Consider the following 5,356-nt stretch of genomic DNA (forward strand, 5'->3'; position numbering starts at 1 on the left):
ACCGGGAACCGGCGCAGGCGTGCACCTTGAGAACCGGATACTGCGAGGATGGACACACCAGATGTGTCGCATCCGGGCAGACATCGAACCATTTGAAATGGTCTGACTTGGATTCGTTTTTCGCAAGGCCGCCGAGAGGCGGCCCCGAGAAATTCCTTTTCCTATCAAACAGAACCATATGAATCGAACGGAACCGATCAGCGAATGACTGAGAGGACCGGACGGGCTCGAGGCCCAAACATATTTGGACGGAGAGTTCGATCCTGGCTCAGGATGAACGCTGGCGGCGCGCCTAACACATGCAAGTCGAACGGCACCTATCTTCGGATAGAGGCGAGTGGCGAACGGCTGAGTAACACGTGGAGAACCTGCCCCCTCCCCCGGGATAGCCGCCCGAAAGGACGGGTAATACCGGATACCCCCGGGTGCCGCATGGCGCCCGGGCTAAAGCCCCGACGGGAGGGGATGGCTCCGCGGCCCATCAGGTAGACGGCGGGGTGACGGCCCACCGTGCCGACAACGGGTAGCCGGGTTGAGAGACCGACCGGCCAGATTGGGACTGAGACACGGCCCAGACTCCTACGGGAGGCAGCAGTGGGGAATCTTGCGCAATGGGGGCAACCCTGACGCAGCGACGCCGCGTGCGGGACGGAGGCCTTCGGGTCGTAAACCGCTTTCAGCAGGGAAGAGACGAGACTGTACCTGCAGAAGAAGCCCCGGCTAACTACGTGCCAGCAGCCGCGGTAATACGTAGGGGGCGAGCGTTATCCGGATTCATTGGGCGTAAAGCGCGCGTAGGCGGCCCGGCAGGCCGGGGGTCGAAGCGGGGGGCTCAACCCCCCGAAGCCCCCGGAACCTCCGCGGCTTGGGTCCGGTAGGGGAGGGTGGAACACCCGGTGTAGCGGTGGAATGCGCAGATATCGGGTGGAACACCGGTGGCGAAGGCGGCCCTCTGGGCCGAGACCGACGCTGAGGCGCGAAAGCTGGGGGAGCGAACAGGATTAGATACCCTGGTAGTCCCAGCCGTAAACGATGGACGCTAGGTGTGGGGGGACGATCCCCCCGTGCCGCAGCCAACGCATTAAGCGTCCCGCCTGGGGAGTACGGCCGCAAGGCTAAAACTCAAAGGAATTGACGGGGGCCCGCACAAGCAGCGGAGCATGTGGCTTAATTCGAAGCAACGCGAAGAACCTTACCAGGGCTTGACATATGGGTGAAGCGGGGGAGACCCCGTGGCCGAGAGGAGCCCATACAGGTGGTGCATGGCTGTCGTCAGCTCGTGTCGTGAGATGTTGGGTTAAGTCCCGCAACGAGCGCAACCCCCGCCGCGTGTTGCCATCGGGTGATGCCGGGAACCCACGCGGGACCGCCGCCGTCAAGGCGGAGGAGGGCGGGGACGACGTCAAGTCATCATGCCCCTTATGCCCTGGGCTGCACACGTGCTACAATGGCCGGTACAGAGGGATGCCACCCCGCGAGGGGGAGCGGATCCCGGAAAGCCGGCCCCAGTTCGGATTGGGGGCTGCAACCCGCCCCCATGAAGTCGGAGTTGCTAGTAATCGCGGATCAGCATGCCGCGGTGAATGCGTTCCCGGGCCTTGTACACACCGCCCGTCACACCACCCGAGTCGTCTGCACCCGAAGTCGCCGGCCCAACCGAGAGGGGGGAGGCGCCGAAGGTGTGGAGGGTGAGGGGGGTGAAGTCGTAACAAGGTAGCCGTACCGGAAGGTGCGGCTGGATCACCTCCTTTCTAGGGAGATAAATTCTTAGAGAGATCAACTTAACTCGAATGGAGGGCAGGAGCCCGTCCGGTGGATGTCTGGCCCGGATACGTCCCCGCAGCACCCGGTCCCCGGGGTCGCACCCGCGTACCTTGAGAGCCGCATAGCGATAGGAGAGAGATGGAAGAGTATCCTCTTCCAGACTCGATTCTTTTCTGCGATTAAATAGAGAATGATAGCAATCATTCATCCGATCCAAACAAGAGGAATTCACTCATATATGAGTGAGGAGCATCTGATCGCGAGCACAGTGGAACACGCTGTGCCGCGGTATGAGATACCCGAATTGCGACATGAGAGCGCTATTCATGATATCGATTAATTTATATTAGCGACACGTGGATATCCCGCGGGCCCGGAGCGGTCCCGCAAGATACCACGGGCGCACGGCGGATGCCTTGGCACAGGGAGCCGATGAAGGACGCGGCAAGCTGCGATAATCCCCGGCGAGGAGCACACATCCTTCGACCCGGGGGTCTCCGAATGGGCGAACCCATCCGTAGCAGTACGGATATCCCCCCGCTGAACGCATAGGCGGGGGGAGGACAACCCGGGGAACTGAAACATCTAAGTACCCGGAGGAGAGGAAATCAATCTCGAGACTCCCCGAGTAGCGGCGAGCGAAAGGGGACCGATGGCCAAACCGTCGAGCGGGCGTACCCGGCAGGGGTTCCGCCGGCGGGGTTGCAGGGCCGCGCATCCGGGGGCTGCCGCCCCCGGGCGCAGGTCCGGCTGGGGAGCGGAACGGCATGGGAGGGCCGGCCGCAGCGGGTGACAGCCCCGTACGCGAACCCAGACCGGACGGCGCGACGCGGTCCCTGAGTAGGGCCGGGCACGTGAAACCCGGTCCGAACCTGGGTGGACCACCATCCAAGCCTGAGTACTACCCTGTGACCGATAGCGCACCAGTACCGTGAGGGAAAGGTGAAAAGCACCCCGGGAGGGGAGTGAAACAGTACCTGAAACCGTGCGCCCACGAGCAGTCGGAGCACCCTTCGGGGTGTGACGGCGTGCCTTTTGTAGAATGAGCCAGCGAGTCGCTGGCGCGGGGCGAGGTTAACCGAAAGGGAGCCGGAGCGAAAGCGAGCCTTAACAGGGCGACTTGAGTCCCGCGCCGCGGACGCGAAGCCGGGTGAGCTATCCGTGGGCAGGCTGAAGCGGGGGTAAGACCCCGTGGAGGGCCGAACGCACGTCGGTTGAAAACGGCGGCGATGACCTGCGGATAGGGGTGAAAGGCCAATCAAACCCGGAGATATCTCGTTCTCCCCGAAATAGCTTTAGGGCTAGCGTCGCGCGTTCACCGCCGGAGGTAGAGCACCGGATGGACGAGGGGGCTTCGCCGCCTACCGAATCCAACCGAACTCCGAATGCCGGCGGCCCAGAGCGCGGCAGTCAGAGCATGTGGGCTAAGCTGTGTGCTCGAGAGGGAAACAGCCCGGACCGCCCGCTAAGGTCCCCAAGTTCCAGCCGAGTGGCAAAGGATGTGCGTCCGCCCAGACAACCAGGATGTTGGCTTAGAAGCAGCCATGCATTCAAAGAGTGCGTAACAGCTCACTGGTCGAGTGGACATGCGCCGACAATACACGGGGCTAAGCTGGACACCGAAGCGGCGGGATTTTGATTTACAGAATCGGTAGGGGAGCTTCCCATGGGCGGAGAAGCCGGAGGGCGACCGACGGTGGAGCGCATGGGAGTGAGAATGCTGGCATGAGTAGCGAGAGACGAGAGAGTAACTCGTCCGCCGTGAACCCGAGGTTTCCTGGGCAAGGCTAATCCTCCCAGGGTCAGTCGGGGGCTAAGGCGAGGCCGGGAGGCGTAGCCGACGCGCAGCAGGCAGACATTCCTGCACCGCGCACGCGGCGCTACGACCGACGGGGCGACGGATGGGGGTGGCTCGGCGGGGTTCTGGACGTCCCCGTGATGGAGCGCGGCCCGCGGACCAGGGAAATCCGGTCCGCATCGAGGGCGAGGCTCCGGACGAAGCACTTAAGCGAAGCGAGTGAGCCCGAGGTCCCTAGAAAAACCCCTAGGCAGGCGCGTGCGCGCCCGTACCGCAAACCGACACAGGTGGGTGGGTAGAACATACCGAGGCGATCGGGTCAACCATGGTCAAGGAACTCGGCACAATGGCCCCGTAACTTCGGGAGAAGGGGTGCCCGCGCGTACGTGAACGGACTTGCTCCGGGAGCGGAGGCGGGCCGCAGTGGAGAGGCCCAAGCGACTGTTTACCAAAAACACAGGACTCTGCAGAAGCCGCAAGGCGACGTATAGGGTCTGACGCCTGCCCGGTGCCGGAAGGTCACGCGGAGGAGTTAGCCGTCTCGGCGAAGCCCCGAAGCCAAGCCCCGGTAAACGGCGGCCGTAACTATAACGGTCCTAAGGTAGCGAAATTCCTTGTCGGGTAAGTTCCGACCTGCACGAAAGGCGCAACGACTTGGGCGCTGTCTCGACCATGGACCCGGTGAAATTGCACTGGTCGTGAAGATGCGACTTACCCGCGGAAGGACGGAAAGACCCCGTGAACCTTCACTGCAGCTTGGCATTGGCCGCTGGTCCCGCGTGTAGAGGATAGGCAGGAGGCGAAGATCCGGAGGCGCCAGCCCCCGGGGAGCCGCCCTTGGAATACTGCCCTCGCGCGACCGGCGTCCTAACCCGAGGCCGTCAACCGGCTCGGGGACCGTGCCAGGCGGGCAGTTTGACTGGGGCGGTCGCCTCCTAAAGGGTAACGGAGGCGCGCGAAGGTCCGCTCGGGACGGTCGGCAACCGTCCTTTTGAATGCAAGAGTACAAGCGGGCTTGACTGCGAGGCCCACAAGCCGAGCAGGTGCGAAAGCAGGCTCTAGTGATCCGGCGGCCCCGAGTGGGTGGGCCGTCGCTCAACGGATAAAAGGTACTCCGGGGATAACAGGCTGATCTTGCCCAAGAGTCCACATCGACGGCAAGGTTTGGCACCTCGATGTCGGCTCATCGCATCCTGGGGCTGGAGCAGGTCCCAAGGGTACGGCTGTTCGCCGTTTAAAGCGGTACGCGAGCTGGGTTCAGAACGTCGTGAGACAGTTCGGTCCCTATCCTCCGTGGGCGCAGGAGAATCGATGGAGGCTGCCCCCAGTACGAGAGGACCGGGGTGGACGCACCTCCGGTGAACCGGTTGTCGACCAACGGCACGGCCGGGTAGCCGCGTGCGGCGCGGATAACCGCTGAAGGCATCTAAGCGGGAAGCCGTTCCAGGGATTAGTTCTCCTTCCGGTAAGGGCCCAGGTAGACTACCTGGTCGATAGACGGCAGGTGCAAGGCTGGCGACAGCCTCAGCCGAGCCGCACTAATCGCCCGAGCTCTTCCGGAACCGCACCTCGCGGCCCGCGGGACCCAGCGCTCGAAAGCGCGGTCCGGGCACGAGGATGCCCCCGAGTCACCTCCCCTATACGCCATGCGGCCCCCAGGGCACGTGAGAGAGACACCGGACACCGAAGATACGGTGGGCGCCGCCCACCGGTCAGCGGCCAGAGCATGGGGGGCACGCCCGGTCCCGTTCCGAACCCGGAAGCTAAGCCCCATCGCGCCGAGAGTACTGCGGG

3 rRNA genes are annotated in these 5,356 nt (G+C 63.6%); all 3 read left to right on the forward strand.

Annotation, left to right across the window (positions count from 1 at the left end):
* Positions 1-245 precede the first annotated feature (245 nt).
* A 16S ribosomal RNA gene (locus ACQRAQ_RS08405) occupies positions 246-1,751 on the forward strand.
* 397 nt (positions 1,752-2,148) lie between these two features.
* A 23S ribosomal RNA gene (locus ACQRAQ_RS08410) occupies positions 2,149-5,124 on the forward strand.
* A 149-nt stretch (positions 5,125-5,273) separates the two neighbouring features.
* Positions 5,274-5,356: ribosomal RNA gene (gene rrf, locus ACQRAQ_RS08415) — 5S ribosomal RNA — on the forward strand; the annotation flags it as partial.

Source organism: Collinsella sp. SGI.178, from assembly GCF_050313495.1.
Classification (GTDB): Bacteria; Actinomycetota; Coriobacteriia; order Coriobacteriales; family Coriobacteriaceae; genus Collinsella.